The sequence below is a fragment of the [Clostridium] symbiosum ATCC 14940 genome (assembly GCF_000466485.1).
GTDB classification, from domain to species: Bacteria; Bacillota; Clostridia; order Lachnospirales; family Lachnospiraceae; genus Otoolea; species Otoolea symbiosa.
Genome location: NZ_KE992881.1, coordinates 1 through 25,296, shown reverse-complemented (window position 1 = coordinate 25,296; position 25,296 = coordinate 1). Strand labels below are relative to the sequence as shown.

At 48.5% G+C, this 25,296-nt stretch carries 19 protein-coding genes; 8 read left to right on the top strand and 11 right to left on the bottom strand.

The window, feature by feature from the left end; translation table 11 throughout:
* Positions 1-171 precede the first annotated feature (171 nt).
* Positions 172-1,518: a hypothetical protein gene (locus CLOSYM_RS08855; protein WP_044902284.1), complete on the top strand. Its 1,347-nt coding sequence runs from the start codon at positions 172-174 to the stop codon at positions 1,516-1,518.
* 136 nt (positions 1,519-1,654) lie between these two features.
* Here the strand turns inward: CLOSYM_RS08855 and CLOSYM_RS08850 are convergent, their stop codons facing one another.
* A complete protein-coding gene (locus CLOSYM_RS08850; protein ID WP_021641849.1) occupies positions 1,655-3,952 on the bottom strand; it encodes a hydratase in 2,298 nt (765 codons plus the stop codon).
* 41 nt (positions 3,953-3,993) lie between these two features.
* Positions 3,994-5,538: a citrate lyase subunit alpha gene (gene citF / locus CLOSYM_RS08845; protein WP_004462096.1), complete on the bottom strand. Its 1,545-nt coding sequence runs from the start codon at positions 5,536-5,538 to the stop codon at positions 3,994-3,996.
* A 251-nt stretch (positions 5,539-5,789) separates the two neighbouring features.
* Between citF and CLOSYM_RS08840 the strand changes: the two genes are divergently transcribed.
* Positions 5,790-6,722 carry a LysR family transcriptional regulator gene (locus tag CLOSYM_RS08840; protein ID WP_003507745.1) on the top strand — a complete coding sequence of 311 codons (933 nt, stop codon included), beginning with the start codon at positions 5,790-5,792 and terminating at the stop codon, positions 6,720-6,722.
* Positions 6,723-6,748: 26 nt separating this feature from the next.
* On the opposite strand, the gene CLOSYM_RS08835 is transcribed toward CLOSYM_RS08840, so the two are convergent.
* The 3 genes from CLOSYM_RS08835 to CLOSYM_RS08825 all read right to left on the bottom strand — a co-directional run bounded on the left by CLOSYM_RS08835 (position 6,749) and on the right by CLOSYM_RS08825 (position 9,898).
* Positions 6,749-8,224, bottom strand: coding sequence for a tripartite tricarboxylate transporter permease (locus tag CLOSYM_RS08835; RefSeq protein ID WP_003507746.1), 1,476 nt, complete (start codon positions 8,222-8,224; stop codon positions 6,749-6,751).
* Positions 8,225-8,236: 12 nt separating this feature from the next.
* Entirely contained in the window at positions 8,237-8,725 is a 489-nt protein-coding gene (locus CLOSYM_RS08830; RefSeq protein WP_021641848.1) for a tripartite tricarboxylate transporter TctB family protein, read from the bottom strand.
* A 111-nt stretch (positions 8,726-8,836) separates the two neighbouring features.
* Positions 8,837-9,898, bottom strand: coding sequence for a Bug family tripartite tricarboxylate transporter substrate binding protein (locus CLOSYM_RS08825; protein ID WP_242828657.1), 1,062 nt, complete (start codon positions 9,896-9,898; stop codon positions 8,837-8,839).
* A gap of 245 nt (positions 9,899-10,143) precedes the next feature.
* Between CLOSYM_RS08825 and citD the strand changes: the two genes are divergently transcribed.
* Complete coding sequence (gene citD, locus CLOSYM_RS08820) at positions 10,144-10,443, top strand: citrate lyase acyl carrier protein (RefSeq protein ID WP_003507749.1); 300 nt, start codon at positions 10,144-10,146, stop codon at positions 10,441-10,443.
* Positions 10,440-11,330: an aldolase/citrate lyase family protein gene (locus CLOSYM_RS08815; RefSeq protein ID WP_021641846.1), complete on the top strand. Its 891-nt coding sequence runs from the start codon at positions 10,440-10,442 to the stop codon at positions 11,328-11,330. Before citD ends, CLOSYM_RS08815 begins: the two co-directional genes overlap by 4 nt.
* Before the next feature lie 93 nt (positions 11,331-11,423).
* On the opposite strand, the gene CLOSYM_RS08810 is transcribed toward CLOSYM_RS08815, so the two are convergent.
* Complete coding sequence (locus tag CLOSYM_RS08810) at positions 11,424-12,824, bottom strand: YfcC family protein (RefSeq protein ID WP_003507751.1); 1,401 nt, start codon at positions 12,822-12,824, stop codon at positions 11,424-11,426.
* A gap of 29 nt (positions 12,825-12,853) precedes the next feature.
* Positions 12,854-14,035 carry an amidohydrolase gene (locus CLOSYM_RS08805; protein ID WP_044902285.1) on the bottom strand — a complete coding sequence of 394 codons (1,182 nt, stop codon included), beginning with the start codon at positions 14,033-14,035 and terminating at the stop codon, positions 12,854-12,856.
* A 408-nt stretch (positions 14,036-14,443) separates the two neighbouring features.
* On the opposite strand from CLOSYM_RS08805, the gene CLOSYM_RS08800 reads away from it, so the two are divergent.
* The 4 genes from CLOSYM_RS08800 to CLOSYM_RS08785 all read left to right on the top strand — a co-directional run bounded on the left by CLOSYM_RS08800 (position 14,444) and on the right by CLOSYM_RS08785 (position 18,506).
* Positions 14,444-16,138 (top strand): hypothetical protein, encoded by a 1,695-nt coding sequence (locus CLOSYM_RS08800; protein WP_021641844.1) that lies wholly within the window; start codon positions 14,444-14,446, stop codon positions 16,136-16,138.
* A gap of 316 nt (positions 16,139-16,454) precedes the next feature.
* Positions 16,455-17,465, top strand: a complete 1,011-nt coding sequence (locus CLOSYM_RS08795; protein WP_003507754.1) for a nucleoid-associated protein — start codon at positions 16,455-16,457, stop codon at positions 17,463-17,465.
* A 116-nt stretch (positions 17,466-17,581) separates the two neighbouring features.
* A complete protein-coding gene (locus CLOSYM_RS08790; RefSeq protein WP_021641843.1) occupies positions 17,582-18,022 on the top strand; it encodes a LytTR family DNA-binding domain-containing protein in 441 nt (146 codons plus the stop codon).
* Between the two features lie 10 nt (positions 18,023-18,032).
* A complete protein-coding gene (locus CLOSYM_RS08785; RefSeq protein ID WP_021641842.1) occupies positions 18,033-18,506 on the top strand; it encodes a DUF3021 domain-containing protein in 474 nt (157 codons plus the stop codon).
* A 27-nt stretch (positions 18,507-18,533) separates the two neighbouring features.
* Here CLOSYM_RS08785 and CLOSYM_RS08780 read toward each other — a convergent pair whose 3' ends face one another.
* The 4 genes from CLOSYM_RS08780 to CLOSYM_RS08765 form a co-directional block, all read right to left on the bottom strand.
* Positions 18,534-19,454, bottom strand: coding sequence for a DMT family transporter (locus tag CLOSYM_RS08780; protein ID WP_004462103.1), 921 nt, complete (start codon positions 19,452-19,454; stop codon positions 18,534-18,536).
* A 31-nt stretch (positions 19,455-19,485) separates the two neighbouring features.
* Positions 19,486-20,298 (bottom strand): hypothetical protein, encoded by an 813-nt coding sequence (locus tag CLOSYM_RS08775; RefSeq protein WP_003507758.1) that lies wholly within the window; start codon positions 20,296-20,298, stop codon positions 19,486-19,488.
* Positions 20,295-21,518 carry a DUF5716 family protein gene (locus CLOSYM_RS08770; protein ID WP_021641841.1) on the bottom strand — a complete coding sequence of 408 codons (1,224 nt, stop codon included), beginning with the start codon at positions 21,516-21,518 and terminating at the stop codon, positions 20,295-20,297. The genes CLOSYM_RS08775 and CLOSYM_RS08770 overlap by 4 nt, the downstream gene beginning before the upstream one ends.
* A 68-nt stretch (positions 21,519-21,586) precedes the next feature.
* Entirely contained in the window at positions 21,587-25,168 is a 3,582-nt protein-coding gene (locus CLOSYM_RS08765; RefSeq protein WP_021641840.1) for a DUF5717 family protein, read from the bottom strand.
* Positions 25,169-25,296: the final 128 nt, after the last annotated feature.

Genomic DNA, 25,296 nt, shown 5'->3' with positions numbered 1-25,296 from the left:
CGGCGGCGTCCTCACCTGCTTAACTAAATCTTCACATACTTCCCAACCTCACGTCCAGGCAGTGCAAAGCCGCTTGAGTTCTTAAGTCCCATCTGCTATATTTATAAAATAAGGTTATATATGTACCTTTCCCTCTTTACACCTGCCCATTTCGAACAAAAAGGAGAAAAAATGGTATTTAAAATTGCTTTGATTCTTAAGGAACATTTTAGGGAAAAGATAAACAGTTACATGCCGAACAAACCGGATGACGTTATCTTCGACTTCTTCCCGTATAAAACAATCCAGGACATACAGGATATTTTTCTTTCTATTAAAAATCAATACGACGGCTTTTATGTCAGCGGCCTGATCCCGCTGCAGGCGATTAAAATCCTCGATGAAAAGAGCAAGGATGCCATTATCGCCCACTCCTCCGTCAATGTTGAAAATGTTTACCAGGCGCTGCTTCACCACATTATAACGTCAGGCGTTGAAAACGTGAACCTCTCACGTGTGGGAATGGATTTCCTTGACGATAAGAAAACACTGGAGGATTTGATACGCGAAGAGAAATTTGCACAGGCCGCTTATACCTATGAAAAACGCTGGAGCAGCCTGCAGTCGGTTGAGGAAATCGAACTGGAGGAGCTGCGTGTTCAGGATTTCTATGAAAAGCAGTATATGGAAGGCAGGCTGGATATTATCATCACCTACTATTACAGTGTGCTGGAGCGCCTGAAAGATAAGAATATCCGGTGCTATTACGTTTACCGCGGTGAATGGGCATTCTGGAACAGCATCGAGGAACTGAAAAAGAGCATTTTTATTAAAAAGTTTAACAAAAACCGCTCTGCCGTCATCCATATCAATACGGAGAAAGCCAGGGAGATGTATAAGGATAAATATGAGCTGTTCCGCCTTGAACTGGTTCGTGTGGTGATACAGTTTAACCAGCGCTATTTTAATAAAGCAATCTTCAAAGCCAATTATGATGATCTGGAGCTTTATATGGACTATGAAACCATGGAGAATCTGACGGAAGGCTTCCGTATATGCCCGCTCCTTCCCATTTTGATAAAAGGACTTGATTTCCCCGGCTCCGTCGGATATGGAATCGGCGACAATATATACCAGGCCCGCCTGAATGCCATCAATGCAAGCCATTACGGACAAAGCCGGATGAAGGATAATACAGGCAGCTTCCTCCTTAATCAGAACGAATCCCTTACCTTTTTATCCGCCGGTACTTCTTCAGAGACAGGCCCCGCCTTCTCCGTCAAGGCGATTTCCCAAATCGCAGATAAGGTAAAACTATCCGCTGAAACCGTGGTCCGAATTGCCGAAGTCCTGAATTCTCTGGAAACGGAAGAAATTACATCCATGGATTTGATGAACAGCCTTGGAATATCACTGCGTAGCGCGAATAAATACCTGTCCCATCTCGAAGAGGGCGGATACGCCTCGGTATGCGGCAAAAAAAGGAATGGGGTCAAAGGCCGTCCCGTCAACATTTACCGTCTGGATTTCAAACTTTAATGTTACCGTTCAGCCTCAGGCAAAACGGCTGTAAATTATGCGCAGAAACGGTAAAAACTGCCGTTGACTGCAGTGAAAAGATACAAAAGGAGACTTTGATGATGAGTCTCCTTTTGTCTGTCCTATGTCCAGAGCCTTACCGGCCCCCGCATTTATAATAATTAATCAGACATCCCTCCAGCAGGATGCGGCGCTCCGTCTCACCCAGCGTTCCGAGGGAAAGCGTGATTTTTTCCGGCTTTTCCTCCCGGCTTTCCGGAATCACAAATGCCTCTGCTTCATTCCCGCCGGATTCAAGAACCCTTCTGATGCCGGGAACCCATAAAAGGCTTCCCGTTTTAAAGCATGGCACCCCCTGAAAGGTAAACGGCAGGATGCCCCAGTTAATCAGGTTTGAGCGGTATCGTTTGGTGGCGTATTCACGGCAGATATTGGCCCATCCGCCAATCACCCGCTGGCAGGTTGCCGCATATTCCCTTGCCGAACCGTCTCCCGGCTTATTGGCATACAGGACGCTTCCGACGCAGGTTTTGTCTGTCTGTAAAGACAGTCCCCGGCTTTTCAGGTATACTGCTGCCGTCTTAAGCTCCTCCTCCGTTTCAAATGGATTATCTCCGGCCATAAGCGCCGACTCCCACTTCTGTATTTCCTTGCAGCGGCCCACGTACTGCGGTTCCCGGGCCGACAGGGCATATTCAGCCAGTTTTAAAAGGTTTGAGCGGTAGGAAGAGCTTTCCCCTCCCGGAATCAGTTCATCAGTCGTCGTAACCGGATCGGTAAGCACGGCGGAAACCTTGAGCAGCAAATCCTCCTTCAGTCCCGGTATTACAGGGATATCCTTGATATTCGGCCCTTTTACCAGTTCCACGCTCTTGTCCGGCTTACCAAAACAGTTCAGCACCCTGTTCTCATACAGCTTCGGATTAAAATGATACTGATGCTTTGTGAAGCTTCCCTCCCACTGCGTCGCCGGTGTCAGGAATCCTTTATTGGCTGCCGTTGCGGCGATGCTCAGCGCGTCCATTAATGCAACCGATGCAAGCTGGCCGCTCTTTGGTCTGGAGCCTTCACGGTTTGAGAAGTTCCGCGTTGTATGGCGTATTGAAAATCCGCCGTTAAACGGGACATCACCGGCCCCGAAGCAGGGGCCGCAGAAGGCGGAGCGAAGATTGGCTCCCGCCTCGAGCAGGCCTGAGGCTATCCCCTTCTCCACCACTTCCTGGAATACCGGCTGGCTGGCCGGATAAACATTCAGCTGGAATATGTCGTTTCCGATGGAACTGCCTTTGAGAATATCCGCGGCTTTGCTGATATTTTCAAACATTCCGCCCGCACAGCCCGCGATTACTCCCTGATCCACTCTCAGTCGGCCATGTTCAATCTTGCTCCTCAAATCCATCTTCAGGCCGAATTCCTTCATCTGCGCATTGCAGTTTTCCTCTGTCAGCCGCAGGATATCTTCGGGATTTTCATTCACCTCTTCGATTGTATAGGCATTGCTCGGATGGAAGGGAAGGGCAATCATCGGCTTCACCTCGCCGAGATCCACCTCCAGCAGATAATCGTAGTAGGCAAGTCGGGACGGACGGATTTCCCGGTATTCATTCTCTCTTTTATGTACGGAAAGCCAGTCTTTGACCGTACTGTCCGTCTGCCAAATCGTGGAAACGCAGGAGGATTCCGTCGTCATTACATCGATTCCGTTCCTGAAGTCCATGCTGAGGCCTGCAATTCCCGGGCCTGCAAATTCCATGATTCTGTTTTTTACAAATCCATCAGAAAATACATTCCGTATTATATCCAGGGCCACATCCTGCGGACCCACTCCGGCCGCAGGCGTTCCCTTCATGTATACCAGTACCACAGGGGGCCTTGCCAGATCATAGGTGCGGCACAAAAGCTGTTTCACCAGCTCGCCGGCGCCTTCCCCAACTGCCATTGTTCCCAGCGCGCCGTATCTGGTATGGCTGTCCGCCCCCAGAATCATTTTTCCGCCCCCGGCCAGCTGCTCTCTGATATATTGGTGAAGAACCGCCTGGTGGGCCGGAACCATGATTCCTCCATATTTTTTTACTGCCCCCATCCCAAAGAGATGATCATCCTCGTTCAGAGTTCCTCCAAGCGTACACAGGCTGTTATGACAGTTTGTAAGGACAAAGGGGATCGGAAATTCTTCCACACCGCAGGCAATTGCCGTTTGCAGCACTCCCATATATGTCATGTCATGGCTTACAAGCGCATCAAATTTCAGCCTCAGGTTCTCCATATCCGATGAAGTATTATGGGCCTTCAGTATCGACCAGGCCATTGTCCCCTCTTTTGCCGTCTTAAGCTCCGCCTCGGTGAAACCGATGCCGGTCAGGAGATGTTTCTCTTCGCTGCTTACAATCCGGTTTCCATTTACCAGATAGACTCCCTTATCTTCTTTTCTCATCACAAATTCCACCTTGTTATTTATGTATTTTCAAACAGACCCTAGTCTTTTATCTGCCTTATCACGTCCAGAATTGTCCCATCCCGGCTCTCCACAATTCCTACCACCCGCTCCCCAAATTCCAGCGGTTCCGGCTCTCCGACGATCGAATAAGCGATATCGCGAAGCTCCTCAATCGTCTTCAGGGGAAGTCCTGCTTCCCGGAAGGCCCCAAGCAGATCCTGTCTCAAAGGATTGACCGCTATGCCATAATCGGTAACAAGCACATCCACGCACTCCCCCGGTGTCGTCACCGTCACTACCCTGTCACAGACCGTCGGGATACGGCTTCGCAGCAGAGGCGCTACAATAATGGAACAATTGGAGCCTGCCGAGGTGTCCGGATGGCCGCCGGGAGCCCCCCGCACTACTCCGTCGGAACCGGTTACCACATTGACATTAAAGTCCAAATCGATCTCAAGCGCTCCAAGAACCACATAGTCCAGACGGTTGACGTAAGCGCCCTTATTCATCGGGTTAGCGTATTCGGATGTGGATATTTCAAAATGTCCGGGGTCGTTTTCAACCGACTTCACCGAGGCCGCATCAAAGCACTGGGCATCCACAATCCTGCGCACAAAGCCCTCTTCTAAAAGCTCGCACATAGGCTGTGTAATCCCGCCGATGGCAAATCCCATCCTGATATTTTTTTCTTCCAGATAGGGCCGCAGCATTCTGTTCACAGCGAGAGCTGCACCGCCGCCCCCCGTCTGGAAGGAAAATCCATCTTTGAAAAAAGGAGCTTTTGCGATAACCCTGGCACAGTATTCCGCCATCTTAAGCTCTCTTACGTCATTTGTCATACGTACAACATTGCTGACAATTTTATCGGGGTTGCCAATTGCCTCAACCTCCACCACATAATCCACATCTACCTGTGATATACTGGCCGGAAGGTTGGGATATTCCACCAGGCAGTCGGTTACCACCACCACATGATCCGCATATTTGGCGTCAACCATGGAGTAGGATAAAACGCCGCAGTTGCTCTTGCCTCCCACGCCCCTGGCATTCCCGTATTCATCACTGGTGGACGCGCCGATAAATGCTATATCGATATGGACGTCGCCTTCCTCAATCGCCCTCACCCTTCCTCCGTGGGAGCGGATCACGGCCGGATTTTTAAGCCTGCCTCCCGATATGGCCTCCCCTATTTTTCCGCGCACTCCCGACGACTGGATTCCGGTTACAACTCCCTCCTCTATCAGCTTCGCTACCGGATCATGGGCCGCCCCCAGGGAACTGGCGCATATCGTAATGTCTTTAATCCCCAGGGCCGCCACCGTCTCCATCACCAGATTCACCACGTAGTCTCCATCACGGAAATGGTGATGAAATGAAAGAACCATGCCGTCCCTGACGCCGCATTTAAGCAATGCCTCCTGCAGGGAGGGAAGAATCTTTCCGGAACCTTCCATGCGGCTGCGTACCCTCGGCGCAGCCTTCACATAATAGGTACCGTTGCGGTAATCCGGGCCGTTATACCCTTCTTTCCCGTACCGCTCTAAAATTTCATCCGGTATATCTCTTCCAACCTTGTTAATCATGCTATCTATCCTCCAACAATCTGTTGCTAAATGTAACAGTTCATACTATCTGAACTTTTACGGCTAAATAATGATACTATTTTTTTCCATTTATTTTTTCTTGACTTACGCTGATAAACAATATATGATTATCTGTAAATATTATTCGACAATTTCGAACATTTTTTGTGCATATTGACGAACCAGTGTTAAACTTACAATCACAACCACGAGCCGCAGGGTGTTTTCACGCAAAGGAGGTCAACGCTCACATGGAGTTCCGGGAATTAACCAACATCCTAACTATCGCCGAGGAGGGCAGCCTGTCGAAAGCCGCTGAAAAGCTTTTCGTCAGCCAGTCCTCCTTAAGCCAGTTTCTAAAAAGCTACGAGGCGGCCATCGGCTGCTCACTGTTCGTGCGCACCTCTACGGGGATGCGGCCCACCGAAGCGGGAGAACGTGTCCTCGAAGCCGCGCACCAGATAGTCGCCATCGGCAACAATTTGCAAAATGAGCTGTGGGATATTGCCAATCTCTCCACCGGCAAGGTCTCCCTGGGATTGACGCCGTTCCGGGGTTCGTTCGTACTGCCTGACATCCTGCCGGCTTTCTATGCGAAATACCCTCAGATTACGATACATACAGTGGAAGCCAACACCCAGACTCTGGAGGATTATCTGCTTCGCCAGGTGATAGACGTTGCTCTTTTAACTTATCCACTGATAAATAAAAAGCTGCCCACCGAGGATGCCTACGAAGAAGAGGTCTATCTGGCTGTCAACAGGGAATCCCCTGTTCTCAAACGGGCAATGCGCGATGAGGAAACCGGCCGCAGCTATATAAATTTTGAAGACGTGATGGATGAACCCTTTATCCTGCTTTCGAAAGGACAGCGGCTGTTCACTCTGGCGGAAAGCCAGTTTGAAAAATATGGCTGTAAACCGCATGTCATCCAGAAAACCCAGAACCCGGAGACCAGTATCCGCCTTGCCGAGCAGGGGCTGGGGCTGGCCTTTATGGCAGGCTCCTACATCCATCCAGTCTATAACGGAAGCTATAAGTTGTCCTACTTATCCATCGGCAGGGAAGGGCTTTACCGCAAGCTGGTCTTTGCGTTCCCTCCCAATACCTACCGTTCGAAAGCCACCATGGCGTTTGTGGAGATGGCCTCGCGGCTGCTGGCTCCCGGTAAACAGGTGCCTTAGAGCGCACTTGAGTTTTCCGTCATGTCTTAAGCCTTTGCCTTCCTCTTCTTTGCCAGCATGGGGCCAAAGATACAGGCGATACTGGCTACCGCCAGAATCAGAACGATCGGCCTGGTGAAAATCTGCCAGAAACTGTCATAGGATTCTATTGTCCGGAGCAATTCATTATCAGCCGTTTTTCCAAGCAGAAGTCCCAGTATCAAAGGCATGATCGGGAATTCTGCTTTTTTCATCGCCCATCCTATCACACCAAACAGCAGCATAAGTCCTGCATCAAAGAGCGTATTCCTGTTAGAGAACGCGCCCAGAAGGGTCAGCACAAGAATACAGGGAACCAGGTATTTTGTCGGCACTTTCACAATATATGCGGCAAAGGCGCATAGTACCAGTCCCAAAATCAGCATGACAAACTGCTGTATGAACAGGGAAGAAAAGGCCATATAAATGACGTCCTCATGATCAATAAACAGCTTCGGTCCCGGATTCCATCCCTGAAGTACCAGAGCTCCGAGCATCATGGCAGTAGAAGCCGAACCGGGAATGCCCAATACGAACAGAGTCGCCAGCGCTCCGCCCTCGGATGCGTTGTTGGCAGTCTCACAGGCAATTACACCCTCCGGAATGCCAGTTCCAAACTGGTCCCCTCTTTTACACCACTGTTTTGACTGGTTGTACCCCATCATTCCAGCTACGGCTGCTCCTGCGGCCGGCATGATTCCGATAACCACGCCTAAAAGTGAACACAGCACCGCCTGCACAGGGCGTTTCAGCACCTCTTTAAAGCCTGAAAGAACTGCCCTGAAACCGGTTGAGTGATTCCCGTTATTATCTGTCATCATCTTTTTTCCTGCCAGATTGATAATCTCCGGCATGGCCAGGAACCCAATCAGGGCCGGAACCATTGGAATACCGTCCATCAGAAACATGTTTCCATAGGTTCCCCGGATAGTCCCAAGAGAACTCATTCCAATTGTTCCGAGCAGAATGCCAAACAGGCCTGCATACACGCTTTTCAGTGTATTCTTTGCGAGACTGCCCACACAGCTCAGTCCGAATATCGCCACCATGAACATTTCCGCCGGACCGAATTTCAGTGACAACGTAGCCAGTGGTTTTGTTGCGAACAATAAGAAAATACAGCCTATCAGCCCGCCGATTACAGAACTCATCAGGGCAATTCCGAGCGCTTTTCCGCCCTCTCCCCTTTTATTCATCGGATACCCGTCCAGCATTGTGACCATATTGGCGGTGGATCCGGGTGTATTAATCATAACAGCCGTAACTGCGCCTCCAAACAAACCTCCCGTGTATATAGAAAGCAGGAAAACAAGCGCCGTAAGCGGCGGCATCTTGTATGTGAAAGGCAGCATCAGTGCGATCCCCATACTTCCCGTCAGGCCCGGCAGACATCCCAGGATCAGTCCAATCCCCACACCGCCGAACATATACAACAGATACTGCATTTGAAATATTACCGAAAATCCTTCAATGAAATGTTGCATCTTTTGCCCTCCCTAAAAACCTAAAAATCCGGCCGGGAGCGGAATATGCAGTCCTGTTTTAAACACAGCATATAAAATCCCGGTTACAATAAGCGGCAGCAAAATCAAAGGCAGGAACTCGCGCACCTGCATAATCAGCAGCAGCACTGCCAGCAAAACCGCCGTTGTAATGATAAAACCAATATGAGGCATTAAAATCACATAAACTGCCATAGAGACCACTACCAATAATGATTTAAGCAGTACCTGCTTTTCTTCCTGCGATATCTGCGAAGCTCCCTTTCCTGATTCCTGTTCTCTTCTCCACTCCCTTATATCGGTAAATGTATTGACCACAAACAGAATGACCATCACGATAAATACCGGTTTGATCAAATACTGGTTTTTCTTACTGTAACCGGCAACTTCAATAAAGTAGGCTGCCGACCAGAGTAAAACGATTGCGGGAAGCGCCAGTTTTTTTATGAGCGAACCCATTCTCAGTCCTCCTTTTCCGTCCATTCTTTCTCTTCTGTCTGGACTGCCCGGTATCCTTCATCCATGGATACCGGGCAGATTCATTGAATACGATGATCTGTGCGCGGAACGTACAGGTTATCGTTCCGTTGCCTGTTATTCTTCTTTCAGCCAGTCCTGATACTGTACTACAAGCTCATGAAGCTGCAGATTCAGCCTGTTGCTCTCCTCCGGGCCGCGGTACGCCGAGACGGCCAGTTCCCCGCCGGATTCCAGGAACTTCTGGTATTCTGGATTTTCAAAAGCCGCTTTATAAGTTTCAACCAGCTTCTCATACCGCTCCGGATAGTTTTCCTTCACCCCTTTTTGCAGGGCAAAAAGACGGCAGGAGCCGAGGGAGCCCGGAATTTTCAAATCCGGATAAACTTCATCAAAACAGGGCGTATCCGGCCAGATTGCATTCCTCTCAGAGCCGCAGACGGCCAGAACCTTTGCCTGATCGCCAAGCCCCATATCGCCGTTAGCGGAGCCTGTGATAAAATCAATATGGCCTCCCATCAGGGCAGTCCGGAAATCATTGCCGCTGTCATAATAGATGGTCTTATAATCCAGATCAAATGCCTCCGTCAGGATTCCAAGCAGAATGGAGCCTGCTCCTCCGGCCGTCAGCCCGACTTTGATTTTGCCCGGATTTTCCTGAATGGCTTTGATCAAGTCTTCAATAGAGTTATAAGGTGAAGTGTCCAGCACGGTAATCGTTGTCGGGTCGATCTGCTGCATATTGATAAGATCAAAATCGGTAATATCATAGGTCGCCCCCTGCAATACCTGGTTGCCGCTCAGATATGTCTGCGTTCCGCAGTAGATGCTGGTGCCGTCCGCCGGCAAGGTCTGGTAATATACGGAACCGACCATCGTGGATGCGCCTTCCCGGTTCTCCACCACAAATGTACACCCGGCTGTTTCCTCCCAATACGGCAGAATGCCTCTGACCATCAAATCTGCGCTTCCGCCTGCTTTGAACGGAACAATAATCGTAAGAGTTTCACCCTGCGGCCAGGTGCTTTCCTCTTCCTTCGCCCCGCTGTCTTTGTCTGACTGCGCCGACGCTTCTTTTGTTTCTGTCTGGGAACCGGATTCTTTCGCCCCGCCACTGCAGCCCGCTGCTGATACTGCCATAACGACTGCCATTGTTAGTGCTGCTACTCTTTTTTTCATTTGAACTCCTCCTCTTTTTCTTCTTGTCATTAAGCGGCCGTTTCCCCATGTATTCCGGCCTCTTCGATGAATTCATTCTATCAGATAATTTTTGATTTGAACAATATGGATTCCCACATGCACCCTATCAGTTTTTCTAATATCTGATATCTAATCTTAATATTGGCGGTTCCGGATACTTTTCAGTATAATCACAGTAAATGAAACAATAAATATAACACAGACGATTACAGGAGGAGGTTTTTATGGAAATAGTGAATACGGCTATCGCCGGCACGCTGGAGTCCAGCGACGCCCAGGTGATGGTGGAACCTGCGGCTAAAGGAATTGAACTTATATTGGAAAGCAGCGTGATAAACCAGTATGGAAAGCAGATCAGAAAGACAATTCTTGAAACGCTGGAACGCCTTGATGTTAAAAATGTAAAAATCAGCGTGATAGATAAGGGCGCTCTCGACTGCACCCTGAAAGCAAGAGTGGAATGCGCCGTCTTCCGCTCCTGCCATATCACGGAACAGCTGCCCTGGGGAGGTGCCATTCGATGAATCCGGATAAAAACAGACTTAGAAGAACCATGATGTTTCTGAATTGCCAAAAGCCCGGCCTGATTAAAGATCCCTATATTTATGAGCCGGATTCCATCATATTGGATCTGGAGGATGCGGTCGCCGCGAATCAGAAGGATTCAGCCCGATATTCGCTGTACCATGCCCTGAAGGAAATTGACTACCGCGGTGTGGAGCGTGTTGTACGAATCAACGGACTGGATACGCCTTACTGGAGAGAAGATATCCGGGTCTGCGTGGCTGCAGGCGCGGACGCAATCCGGATTGCCAAAACAGAATCTGCGGCAGACGTGAAGGCCGCTGAAGAAGCCGTACTGGCAGCAGAACAGGAATTCGGACGCCCCGAAGGCAGCACTCTGCTGATGGCGGCCCTGGAATCCGCCGCAGGCGTATTAAACGCCCTGGAAATCTGCCGTTCCTCCGGCCGTTTATTCGGAATTGCGCTCAGCGGAGGCGATTTCACGAAGGATCTCCAAACTTCGATTACAGGGACAGGGGTGGAACTGGCAGGAGCCAGGCAGCTTATGATCCTGGTAGCCAGGGCTGCTAAAATTCAATGTTTTGATACGGTTTATACGAACCTGGATGATATGGAAGGTTTCAGAAAAGATGTCGAGACTATTCACATGATGGGATTTGACGGAAAATCGATTATTAATCCAAAGCAGATTGCAATTGTAAATGAGATCTTCAACCCGTCAGAAAAGGAAATTATTTATGCCCAAAAGCTTATCAGGGCAATCGACGAACAGAAGGAGCAGGGAATCGGTGTCTTTACCGTAGATGGAAAAATGGTGGATATCGCATTCTATGACGGTGCCGTGCGGACTCTGAACCTGGCCCGGGCAGCCGGCGTGCCCGTATAAAGCGGCCGTACTGCCTTAGAGCGTGTCTGAAAATTCATTTCCGCCATCAGTTAAGCAAACAGCCCGGAAACTGCTCCGGGCTGTTTGTTTGAGTTACCAGACAACTACAGATACAGCCATCAGGATACTCTGGGTTATAACGAGAGCGATAAAAATCGGAACAAACCATTTCCACCACTTCTCAATCTTTACTCCTGCAATACCGCAGATAATTGGTGTCATGGCCGTAGGCCATGCGATGTTGGAAAGGCCGTCGCCGAACTGGAATGCCAATACGGCCGACTGTCTGGAGATGCCAATCAGGTCTGCCAGGGGCGCCATAATCGGCATGCTCGTCACCGCCTGGCCGGAACCGGACGGGATGAAGAAGTTGATTCCGGTCTGAACCAGGAACATTGCAATCGCCGAGATGGCTCCCGGAAGATTTGAAAGCGGGATAGAAAGGTAATATACGATCGTGTCAATAATATGGCCTGCCTGGAGAACCACCAGAATACCGCGGGCTATACCTATCATCATACAGGCAACGGCAATTTCGGAGAAGCTCTTTGCCACTTTCTCCGCTATCTCGTTCGGTCCCCAGCCCATAATAAAACCGCTTACGAGTCCCATCAAAAGGAATACGGCACTCAGTTCTGCAAAATACCAGCCTTTTGTCTTTGTTCCCCATACAATTACCACAATACCGGCAACGAGAGTCGCAAGGACCAATTTTTCCCTGATGCCAAACTGCTTGTTTTCAATGTGATCCGAATCCATCGTAAGACTGCTGAAATCATCGCCGTAAACAAGGCTCTTTGTCGGATCGGCCTGGATCTTTAATGCATACCGGACCACAAAGAATGAAGCGACTGCAATCATAACTGCATGACATATAATCCTGTAACCGGCGCCCGACATCTGAGGGATATCGGCAATACTCTGCGCCATGCCGACCGTGAACGGATTCATGACAGCTCCGCTGTAGCCGATACCGGTGCCCAGAGCGACAATGGCCAGGCCGACAATGGCATCATACCCCATGGCTATGGCGATTCCTACGAAAATCGGAATAAACGGGAACATTTCCTCAAATACGCCGATGGTTGAGCTGGCGCATCCTATCAGTGTGATAAATACAGGGATAATAACGGCGCGTGCGGATCCCTTTAATATTCTGAGCATACTGGCGACAAGGCCGTTAAAAGCTCCGCTGGCGATAATCAGGCCGATGGAGGCATAAGAAATAAAAACGAAGAAAGTTACGCCTGCCGCATCGACGGTACCGTTATAAATTGACTGAACAAGGGTGAAGAAGCCTACCGGTGTGGACTCGATTATGTGATATGTACCCGGAACTACCATTTCCCTTCCGGCATCGTTGAGCGCCCGGTCAAACTCTCCGGCCGGGAGGATCCAGGATGCAATCGCACAAATTATGATTATAGTAATAAGAAGTACATAAATATGAGGCATTTTAAATTTTTTCTTTTTGGTTACAGACCCACTACTCATATAATCTCTCCTCTCTTAGACAGACCAGGTTATCTCCTCTTCTCCACCTGCTCCTGAAACTCCGCATAAACCCTGTTTCTGAACGCTTCATCATTAAATATCTTAAGAGCCATCAAAGCCAGGATACATGCCCCCTTTTCCATTGCCTGCTCCGCCTGCGGCAAAGCAGTGGCATCTCTGAATGCCGCCGTATGCAATGCATAATCTTCGTCCGTGATGGCCAGCAGCGGCTGTATGGCCGGACACCGGTAGCTGACATTTCCCACATCGGAGGAACCGCTGGCGGCCTCCACGCCTGTTGTGGGCATGCCAAAGCTTTCAAACTGTCGTACCACCTCCTCTTCCAACGCCATGTTCCGCACCATGTCGGCAAACTCGAATACCGTTGTGAATTTTACGGCGCAGTCCAGGGCAAGCGCAGCTCCGTCCGCACACTTTTTCACCATCTCGTCTACGGCGCCCATGGATTTCATTGTTGCTGTCCTGAATTCCATTCTGAGCTTCACATAATCCGGAATAATGTTGGGTGCTTTTCCTCCATCTACCACGATGCTGTTCACATGGACATCCGGGGTAAAGCATTCACGCCGTGCATCAATCAGATCCAGGAACTTTCTGGCCGCCGCCAGAGCGCTTCTGCCTTCCCACGGCGCGGCAACCGCATGAGCTGCCTGGCCGTAAAATTCCACGAAATAGCACCGCAGGCTCAGCGCGTCCATATCGGCCCGGCACTTGCCTCCCGACCAGCTGTGCATCATCATGGCCAGGGACATATTGTCAAAAATGCCCTGGGCGGCCATACCTATCTTCGCACCGTTCTCCTCCTCCGCGGGGGTGCCGATCACATGCAGCTTTCCTTTATAGGAATCCTTCAGATCCTTAAGTGCAAGTCCCGTCAGTATGGAGAGTGAACCATGCAGGTTGTGCCCGCAGCCATGTCCTATTTCCGGAAGTGCATCGTACTCCGTCAGAATTGCCACTTCCGGGCCGTCGCCATTATCAAAGAGAGCATGGAATGCAGTCTCATATCCGGCATATGGGTATGTAACCTCAAAGCCTGCCTCCTTCAGGATCTCCACCATTTTTCTGCTGGATTCAATTTCCTGATCTGGAAGTTCCGGATGTTCTCTCAGGGAACGGCTCAGCTCTAAAGCTTTTGGGAGGTGTCCCTTCACGGCTTTTTCCACTGACGACAGTTCAAATTCTGCCATAACAATCATCCTTTCTGAGTTTCCTCAACTGGTTCCGCTTACGCGGAAAACTTGGGTTTCCAATTAAAGCACACAATACAACCGGCGTTCTTTAATTAAAGTACACATAAAGAATAGTTCTTTATTGAGAATTATATCACATCAATATAGTGAGTGCAATATTTTTTATTAATTATATTTTATTATGTAATATATCAGACACCATCCATTGCAACCATCCTTACATCCTGTATTCTTCATGCCCGGCAAGACGTTTTATGACATATATCGGCGGAAAGCTGCAATTTCAGGGCCTATTGCACCGCCTATACCCGAAATTTCCGTGCATACTCTGCTATTCTGCGAATATACCTTGATTTTCTCACCATTTCTGGATACAATAGGCTGTATCAGCTAAAGGAGGAATTTATGAAATTAAAAAAAGCTTCATCGATTTTAACCAGAATTATTATATCGGCCGTTCTCATGTTCTTACTCTTTTATTCTATGCTGCCGGCCATTAACCTCAGAGATAGAAATTTCATTATTTATCTCATTTCATGTATTGTGATTTTCCTGGTGGTCAACTTTCTCACCTATGTCAAGGATTTTATCCAGAATCTCAGTTCCGGCCGGGGTATGGAACTCACCAGAGATCCTGTGACGGGCCAGGTCGTATTCCGCAAGGTACAGAGCGAGGAAAAAAATAAGATCAATATGGGGAAACCGTTAAAATTCGGCTTTATCGCCATTGCGGTTCTGGTCGCTTTCATGATCCTGGCTACCGCGCTGGGACTTAAGGTATTCAATGCCGCAAGGTACCGCGATCTCATTACCATCACCGACGGTAACTTTACCACCGATGTATCGGAACTCAACATGTCCCAGATACCTGTGGTAGACAAGGATACGGCTTCAAGACTCGGAAGCAAAAAGCTGGGTGAGATGACGGAACTCGTCTCCCAGTTTGAAATTCTGAATAACTATACACAGATTAACTACAAAGGTATTCCTTACCGTGTTACGCCTCTGTCCTATGCGGATCCGGTGAAATGGCTCTATAATATGAGAACCGGACTTCCGGCGTACATTGCCGTAGACATGGTAAATCAGGACACAAACCTCGTCTGGCTTGACTCCGGAATGAAATATTCCACGACCGAGTATTTCTTCCGCAATATTTACCGCTATATCCGTTTTAAATATCCGACTAAAATGTTTGAGACCGTCTCTTTTGAAATCGATGATGAAGGCACTCCCTACTGGGTGGCTCCAACCATCGCATACCGGATCGGCTGGTGGAATGGAAAAGATATTGACGGCGCGGTACTCGTCAATGCCGTAACCGGTGAATCCGCTTACTACGATAAGGCTGATGTTCCCCAGTGGATTGACCAGCTCTATGATTCCAATCTGATTATCGAACAGCTCGATGATAACGGGCGGTTCCAGAACGGTTACATTAACTCCATTTTCGGACAGAGGAATGTGCGCCGTACCACCTACGGATATAATTACCTGGCGATTGACGATGACGTTTATCTGTATACGGGTATGAGCTCCGTTACATCGGATGAATCCAATATCGGATTTGTTCTGGTTAACTTAAGGACGAAGGATACTAAATTTTATGCCGTTCCCGGAGCCACCGAACTCTCCGCGATGGAATCGGCCCAAGGACAGGTACAGCATCTGAACTATAAAGCTACCTTCCCGCTCCTTTTGAATATATCCGACAGGCCGACCTATTTCATTTCGCTGAAGGATGCGGCCGGACTCGTGAAGATGTATGCGTTTGTCGATGTGGAACAGTACCAGATTGTCGGTACCGGGCAGACGATTGACGAGGCTAAGCGCAATTATCGCACCGCCTTGAACCTGGAAGATGTGGCAATTCCTGAAATCAGGGAAGGCACTGAAATCTCCGGCACCGTTGACGCGATTGAAAGCGCCGTAGTTGGAGGAAATACCTGCTACTACTTCACGCTGAAGGGAAGCCGCCAGGTTTACACGGCAGAGATATCCGTATCGGAGCTGCTCCCGTTCCTGAAAGCAGATGAAAAGGTGAAGTTTACCTATACGGATGACGGGAATGTCAGGGATGTGATAGAATTTTTAGATTAGTGACTTGATTCATAAATATAGCGTAACGTTTTATAAGGCCTTCCATGATCCGTATTTTGTCATGGAGGGCCTTATCCTGTATCAGCCAGGGAGGAGCGCTGTGAGCCTGGATTTAAGACAATCAGTGTCAGGAGAACGGACCGGGTCCGTTACAGTTCACACCCCGCCCAAAAGCGGCGCGGTGCGAACAATAATACCACGCGGAAAACAACCGTGTGAACAGTAACCCTGGTTCTCCATTCTCATCCTTTTGTTGAATTTTTCTTTCCCTTCCGCTATAATACTAGAGCATGTTTGAAAAGGAGGATAACTACATATGAAAAGTGACGATATAATCATGAAAGCAGCCATCATCCATATCCTGGATTCTTCGGTAGGGATACCGGTGCTTTCCGACCAGGCGATGGAAATCGGCCCTGATTTTTCAGATTTCTTAAAGGCTCATATTGAAAAAATCACCGAGAGCGATGATATCAAACAGTGCAGCTTCTCCGACAGCTCCCCGCTGAAAGAGCTGATTGAAAACTGTACGCCCGATAATTTCGTGGAAACCAGCAAGCAGCTTGCAGAGAATCTCTATGATATCATGAATTCCAACATCGATATTCCGGCAGCCGACATTGCCATTCTCGTCTTCAGCTGCGAAGGCTGCGATTATCTGGGCTTTCTTAAGATGAATTACAAGACCTCATATACCCATGCCACCCGCGAAGCGGAAGGAGGTAACCGCAATGATATTATTCTTCAGCGCGCTCTGCTGCCGGCTCAGGGACAGAAGCTGTCCGAGGCCTTCATTGTGAACCTCTCCGACGGAAGCATTCTCCTGACCGAGAAAAAATATGAGGTTAACGGCGAAAAGCGCTTTTATTTTTCGGAGCTGTTCCTGGAATGCCACGCACCGCTGTCACAAAAATCGAAGCTGGATATTGTAACGAGGGCCGTGGAACAGGTCAATAAAAAGTATTACGGCGACGAAGCGCCGGAACGCAGAATGGAAATAAAGAATGTTCTTTGTACGGAGCTTGAAGAGGCAGGCGAGATAAAAGTCGCCACAATAAAAGAGAAGATTTTTCCGGACAGTCCTGAGATGCAGGTAGAGCTTGACGAAAAGCTGGACAAGTACAATATGTCCTACGAGACAGTTCAGCCAAAGAGCGAGCAGACAATCAAGAAATTTCAGAAACAGCATCTCACCACAGATACGGGTATTGAAATCTCCATTCCAATGGAAGAATACCGGAATCCGGACCACGTGGAATTCATTACCAATGAAGACGGGACGATCTCCGTTCTTATTAAGAATATCGGACAGCTTATAAGCCGGTAAAAAAGTGCGGAGACAATTACCGCTTATGCGTCTAAAACGACCATCTATCGCAAAACAGTGGCTTCTGATTTGTAAGTTCGCTATACTATAACTGTATTGAAAAGGGGGTGAAGGGAATGCAGATTGAGCTCAAAATTGATGAAACTCTGTCCGAGCCAAGAATAATCATCATGACAAATAAAATCACAGATGAAATATCAGAATTGATGCAGCGTCTGGCAGAAGAAAAGCCCCGTCTCCTTGCCGGCTTCAAAAAGGAGACAGTCTCTCTGCTGGAGCAAGAAAAAATAATCCGCATTTATGCGGCAAACAGCAAGGTTTTCGCCGTGACAGAAGACGATGAATACCAGGTCCGGCTGCGCCTGTATGAGCTTGAAGACAGGTTAGACAGAAAGTTCTTTGTTCGTATTTCAAATTCGGAAATCATTAATCTGAGAAAAATAGAGGAGTTCGATATGAGCTTCACCGGTACGATTTGCGTATCCCTGTCAAATGGCGCGGTTACTTATGTTTCACGGCGCTACATCGCCAAAATCAAACAATTATTAGGATTATGAGGTGGTCAATATGAAAAAAAATTTGTTTTACCGCTGTCTGTTTGGCGCTCCGACAGGTCTTGCCATCAGTTATGCCATCACGATTATTATTTCCCTGTTTATCGGCGACGGCCGCTTTCACGCCGTCGTGCCGGAGCTTACCGCCCTTTGCGGTTCGGAAATTAATGCCGTCCTGCTTCAGTCAGTATGCTCACTTATCTATGGCGCCATATGGGCAGGCTCCTCCGTGGTTTGGGAAAAAGAAAACTGGAGTCTGCTGCGTCAGACAATAACCCACCTAATCATTGGATCCACCGCAACCTTCCCCATCGCATACCTCCTGCGATGGATGGAGCATAGTTTATTGGGGATATCTCTCTACTTCGCGCTCTTTTTTGCCATATATTTTGTGATATGGTTTTCGCTGTATTCGGTAACAAAGAGACGAATCAGACAACTGAATGCCAGGGTGAGAGAAAATAACCGGCCAAAAGCAGGAGTATAAATGCAGAGCAAGCGGTTCAAGCCAGCCTCAGGCGTTTTTCCGTCCAAACAGGGTGATCGAGATAACCGATGCCAAAATAAATGCCACGCCAATCCCTGTCTTAATCCCCACTGCTTCACCGAAGCAGACTACTCCCAGCACTATACTGGTAAGCGGCTCAAAGGTGCTTAGTATTGCCGTTTTCTGTGCGCCTGTCATGGCAATGCCAAGCTGGAAGAGAACGCAGGCCACAACAATCAGCATGAAAGAGAAACCGAAAGCTGCCGCCCACCCCCGTATGGAATGAAACAGCACAAAAGTTCCGGTCGCCAGAGAAAGGACAAATACCATCACTGCCGATACGAGCGACATGTAGAAATTCGTCTTGAATGGTTTCATGAATTTCAGCGTGCTGCGTTCAAAATACATCATATAAAATGTATAGGTGACACCGGACGCCAGCGCCAGAAGAATTCCGGCCGCTCCGTTCGCCTGCCCCGGTTCATAAAAAAGAACCAGGCCGATGACGCAGAATACCACCGAAGCAATCTTCGTCCAGGTGGCCTTCTCCTTAAAGATAAAGACAGAGGCCAGAATTACAAGCACCGGATAACTGAAATGAATCGTCGTAGCACTTCCGCTCGATATATAATTATAAGAGGAAAACAGCAGGATCGGGGTCAGTGAAAATCCTGTGCTCAGTATAATAAACTGGCGGAGCTGGGACATCGTAATCCTCATTCCTGAATCACGCTTGGACGGCTCTCCTGCTGCTTTTCTTTCGCGTTCATCTTTCCCCTGTTCCCTCAATGCCAGTATCAGCAGAACCGGCAGCGCAAGGCTGTAACGGTATACTACAAGGCTGACAGGATTACAGCCCTCCGCGTAAAGATACTTTGCCACAATCGGCATGCAGCCAAATATTATAGCTGAAATGACGGCATATACAGATCCTTTCAGTTCTTTCATCGAATAACTTCTCCCCATTCCTGTTACTTTTCTAGATCATTTTTCTGTAATCCTGCTTCCATTTCGCAAGCAGCTTCCCGGCGCCTGAAATCCGTTTGATAGGATCCTTGTCAAACAATTCCTCCACCTCCCTGATCTTTCTGTCCTCCGATGCCGCCTGCGTCAGCTTCTCGAATTCTTCTTTCCACTCGTCCTTCTGCTGGCGGGTTATCAGAGATTCATAGCGCTCCTTCAGTGTAAGCTCCGGATTCAGGAGGGTCAGCTGGTATATTTTCTTAAGCGTCTCCCTGTTTTTTTGAAAATTATATGACATATCAAATGCCGACATCGCCTTTTCAAACCAGAATATTCCGGCATAGGAGGCTCCGATATTATTCCATATTTTTGCGGTAAATTCATCGCTGAGAGATTTAATCCGCCAGTCATCCAGAATCTTTTCGTAATAAATCACGGCCGTGCCGTACTGTTTCAGCCTGAAATAAAAGTCTGCCGTCTCCTTTGTAAGTTCGGCAGCGCTCATCTTCTTGTAGGACGCTATTTTCTGCCGGAACTTGCCTATCTCCCTGGCCGTATAATAATAGCACTCCTGAAGAATGATAAAAATCATTTCATCCGGGTCTTCCCCGCTCTTCTTGCAGACATCCAGCTTTCCTGCCAGGAATGCCATATCCAATTCCGTCCGTATAAATGTGATCAGATTATCATTAATCAGGCCTTCCATGGCGAGCAGGGGATTATTATAAATCACATAGCAAAGCTCCTGGGAAGAAGCAATATGGATTCCCAGGCGTTCTATATAATATGGATGTCTAACCGGCTCATGTCTGCAAAGTATCAAACTCATAATCCAACCTCTTGTTTTATCATAACATTCTCAGCGGGAAAAATTTCACCAAACCCTTTATCTTTTATCACGGCTACCATGGTGCGGTCATCGGAAAAGCCCAGTGAAAGCTCTATCTTTGTCGTTCTGTCGGGCCGCTTCGGAAAGTCCTCCAGGCCAATCTTTACCAGTTTTTTCTTCTTGGGATCGAGGGGTGAAATGGTAAATTCCACTTCAGGATTACCGGTGACAATAAAATCCACCGTACTCTTCGCCTCATACCAGTTATCTCCGGCCGCCGCCAAAACGAGCTGTCCTTCTTTATCGTGATTCAGCACCTTGACGGAAACCGTTGTCTTAAGCCTGCCTTCACAGATACAGATAAATGGATACGATGATTTTTCCTGGAGGTAATCGGCAGCTTTCATGAGCGCGCCTTTGGAAAAAAGGCTGTTCTCCACGAAAAGCCTCCGGCGGCTGCACACCTGCTTCATAAACTCCGGCGCCCATTCCGTATTCTCAAAACCCTTTCCGGTCAGTACAATGGCAGAAAAAAGGCGCTTTTGAAGAATACGGTCCGCACAGGAACAGAGAATCCGATCCGCCAGCCTGGCGCCTGCCGTGTTATCCAGCACATCGAGATGGAAGCCCTCCTCCAGGTTCTCACAATCGGCTACCACCTGCATCTGGCGAAGTCCTCTCTGGACCTTCAGCTCATAATAGCGCAGGCTCTGGTTCGTCAGGTCAAACATTCCCACCTGATTGCTCCAGACCTCCCGCTTCTGGCTCATCACATAGTAGACAAAGCTTTCCGTATGGCTGATCAGATGTACCCTGTCGCGCGGGATCTTCAGATAATCGGCACAGTAAAGAAGACTGTCCATCAGCTTAACATCCAGGCAGCTTACAGCAATCACTATACTGGCTATCTCCCGGCTGCCGGCCGCCTTTTTCGGCAGCTCCAGGGCTTTCTCAAGGAACATTTTCAGTAGATATATCCCCTCATATTTGATTCCGCCGATTGTAGCCGTACCGTCCTTCATAACCTGTGTTAAGAGCTTATCCTCCATAATCCCGTCACCGACCAGGGTATGGGCGTAAGCTTCCTCCTCCACATACCATTCATCTGCATTCTTATTCTTGCAGACAACAGTAGGGATTACCCAGGTCTGCTCCGGTTCCATACACGAAATATGAGTGTAGGTATCACACAAATCCATTCCTATTACAAGTCCGTCCATTTTCTAAAAGTCCTTTCAAAACACGGCCGCACATTATAAGATACCGTTCACCTGCCGGTGCACCGGCCTTACTGTAACGTAAACAGCTCTGAAACGGCCGCATCCTTTTTCAAGTATTCCTCCATCTGCTCCCTGAGCGCCGCCTCATTCTTAAGCTCCAGAGAGAGACTCATCTCATTGAGGCAGGCAAAACGGTTCCCCAAAGTTCTCGTCGTTACTTCCTTGCAGGAAATACTTCCTTCCTCCACCGTCTTCCTCTCCCCATTTTCATCCTCAAGAATCTGATATTCCATGATCTCCCCCTCAAACAGAACTTTCTCACGAATATAGATGCCTTTGTATACAGGGCGCATATCCTCGTAGTGGTACTCCTCCTCTTCCGGAAGAATCCGAAGGCGAAGATATGGCCTGATCTCCTTATTGCCATGATATTCTATAATTTCCTTATCCAGAATATTACCGGGAATGACAATGAATTTTGCCAGATCTTTAAAATAGGCAAATATCATGCCGGCCTCGATTAAAACGTCGATTACCGCCTGACAGAGCTTCAGCTGATCATCCTGAAGCGCCGGAAGTGTGGAGTAATATCTGGTCAGGGCCAGCAGGTAAATATCCGGCACCTTGTCCTTCTCCACGCTGTTATTGACGGCTGCCTCCAGATAGGCAAAGACCTTATCCTCCGTCGTTTTGTTGTAAAGGAAATATTCTATGCTTTTCACCGTGAAGTATGCCTTCACCACATTTTCACTCGTCTTCTTTCTGGACGCATACAGTTCGAAAACACGATCCATCTTTTCCGTACAGCCGGTAAAGAGCATCTGCGCAACCAGGCGTTCTTCCAGGTCATACGTCTCCACGTGCTCCTTAATCCCCTGCATCAGCACGCGGTACATCTGATCAACGGTTCCGTTGAAATGCTCACAGAGATAGTCCAGAATCACACTGTCACTTTTTTCTTCCAGAAAAACCACATATGCCAGATGAAGAAGACGGTCGTCTTCGTCAAACAGGTTCTGGAGTACCATCTTCGTACACAGCTTCAAAAGCCGTTTTATCTGGATGCCTTCAATTCCATAGCGGCAGATCATCTCATAAGCTTCCGTATAATAGTTCTGCCGGATCAGCGTCTCGCAGACACCGCTCCGCTCGTCCCTGGTCAGCGCATCCTTGTCAAGACAGAGAAGATAGGAAACGCTGCTGTTTCTGTTCCCATCCCCGCTCTCATCCGCCAGCTTTTTATAATACCTGACAATCGCGGACATGAGCCGTGAACGGAACAGCGGATGCAGCTTCATCTTCTGATCTGCCAGTTCCAGCAGGGCTGCATTGTCCCCGTTCAGTTCCTCCTTCTCCATCGCTTCATAGCAGGCGTTTACAAACAGTACGGGATGATCCGGATAAACTTCAAAACAGCATTCCAGCAGCTCATCCACCGCCTCCATGGCTGATACCTTTTCATACCGTATATTCAGGTACCGGTTGCCGAAGGAGTCCTGGAACAGAATGATATCCCGCTCCGAAAACAGTGGTACATATGCAGTTCCATCCTGGAGCGGATAAGCATCCTCTGTCATCAGTTCGCCATGGCGCACCACAACATACCGCATCGCGGCGTCACGGCAGGTAATCCGGTTAGACTTAAGAACCGCAGGCAGAGCCCTGGCAAGCTGTGGGTCAATCAGTTCCTTATAGATCATGTGTTTGTAGATAACTGCCAGACGGCTGTTGATTCTCCCGGCAAAGAGCTGTTCCAGCGCAAACTGTTCGATTGCCCGTTCATAAAGCCGGTAAATATCGGAATCCCTCTGTGTATAGGCCAGTATATTGCTGTAAAGCACACAGCGGCTGTGCGCATCCAGTTCCGTCGAATAAGAAAAGTACAAAAGTACTTCCCGCGGCAGGAGCTTCCCATAATCTTCCGGCAGGGAATACAGAAAATATTCATACAGCCGGGTCAGGCTGACGGATGCTTTAATCGCTTTGTCATACCACTCAAAGCAGCGGCTTCCCCGGCAGTTGCCTTTTATCATCATGGAGCAGACGGAGGAAAGAAGCTCCTGCTCCGGATACATTTCATACAGCCGGCAAAGAAGCTTCAGATAAATTTCCTTAAAGCCCTTCGCTCCATTTAAAGCTTTGGCCGCCGCCAGAGCCAGGTCACGGCTTACCATTCCACGTTTAGCGCCGAAATAGAGTGCGTATAATTCAAACCTGGCCATATTCTTTAAAAATCCCGGTTCCTTTTCAAGCAGCTTCAGGCATTCCACATATAAAAACGGGCTGTGACAGCCGTCCTTAAACTCCTGCTCCATACTGATGAGAACCGTAACCGGATTCTCAAATAATTCCTCATTCACTTTCAGCAGCATCAGATAGAGTATAAAATCATTTCTGTATCTGTCCTCCTCGGAACAGTACTTTTGAAGCAGACGGATCAGAGAGTCCTTCTGCTCCTTGTCATTCCAGATCTTCACCTGCAGATATTGATAGAAGCAGTACAGCTCCTTCTGCTCCAGCCGTTTTGTCAGGACGCTGTCCCTTACTTCGTCGAGAATCAGGCAGGCCTTGTCCTGACGGCCCGTCAGAACATAGATCTCTGCCTGCAGCAAAGACAGGAGCAGCTGCTCACTGGTCATCTTCATCAGATCCAGCTCCTTCTGCATCTGATTCAGAATCAGAGCGTCCTCATACATTCCGCTCTCATACTCCAGGCGCAGTTCCAGGTATTCCCTCATCTCCTCCCGGAAAACGGCGCGTTCCGCATCGCGGGAGCTGTTAACCGTGGCTTCCACCGGAATTTTCGTGATTCCCCTCGCCGTCTTAATCAGAATCGCTCCGTAATTTTTCCCCACATGGAGGCGTTCCGACAGAATATTAAAAGGAAGCCGCAGGGTTCCATCCTGGAAATCAGCCTGGGTCGCGCTCTTCTTCGGGAGATGAATAAAGTCACCGTCCGCAGAAGCTTCCAGATAAATGTATCCCCAGGTGTCGCTTCTTATTACAATAAAATCCTCCAGACGTCTGCCCGGATTGTCATAAACTTTTTTATCTTCCTCAACCATCAGGCGGATTGGTTTCTTAACTCCCAGCGCCACCAGGAATTCTTCCATAAAGTTCTGCCTGCTCCCATGGCCTTTAAGGCTGTCGTAAAGAGCCCTCGTATGCATGTCCTGCATAAAAGGCGCTTCTGTAAAATCCTGGTACTCTAAAAGGCGCAGAGCCGTGTCCATATCATGCTCCGCGACTTCTAAAAAGTCTTTTGCCGTATTCAGGTTCCCGAGTATTCTGCCCGATGTGGCGAGATCTACATGGAACAGATAGGGAATCTCCTTTTCCCCGCAGTTTGTCACAAGATAAAAAGAGCCTTCTATCTCATCTCCTGCCGATAAAAAAGAAGTATCCACTTCGTAAACTATATGATTCCGGAGTCCTCCAAACGTATTATTGTCATTTGGAATGCGCACGCGGATATTGGAAGAATAGACGAACCCTTTTACATTCAGGCCGTTCTCACTGCCGATAAAAATCTCCCTCTTCACAGTCGTGCCAACCCGTACCGTATCCTCAATCACATCCGGCGTCCAAATCATCTTCGGAAGATCCGAATCGATGATTCCCTTCGCCAGACGGTTAATCCTTTCTTTCATACTTACCACCTGCTGTCGCTCTCATTGTTAATTATTCTATCATACTTTGTCCGCAATTACACTACATAAATCGACTTTTTACAACTTAATTCGGTAATGGAGATTTAGTTAAGCAGGTGAGGACGCCG